The organism is Bradyrhizobium sp. Ken51, assembly GCF_055807435.1.
Map to the genome: position 1 here is coordinate 1 of NZ_JBVVPB010000211.1, position 238 is coordinate 238.

At 51.7% G+C, this 238-nt stretch carries 1 protein-coding gene; it reads left to right on the plus strand.

Annotated features, from left to right (window positions below; genetic code table 11):
• On the plus strand, positions 1–238 hold a 238-nt coding region (locus AC0L27_RS41515), incomplete at both ends, for a F0F1 ATP synthase subunit A (protein WP_473323946.1).

Genomic DNA, 238 nt, shown 5'->3' on the forward strand with positions numbered 1-238 from the left:
TGATTGCTCCGCTGGCCCTGACGATCTTCGTCTGGGTATTCCTGATGAACCTGATGGATTTACTGCCTATCGACCTGCTGCCGTACATTGCTGAACATGTACTGGGTCTGCCTGCACTGCGTGTGGTTCCGTCTGCGGACGTGAACGTAACGCTGTCTATGGCACTGGGCGTATTTATCCTGATTCTGTTCTACAGCATCAAAATGAAAGGCATCGGCGGCTTCACGAAAGAGTTGAC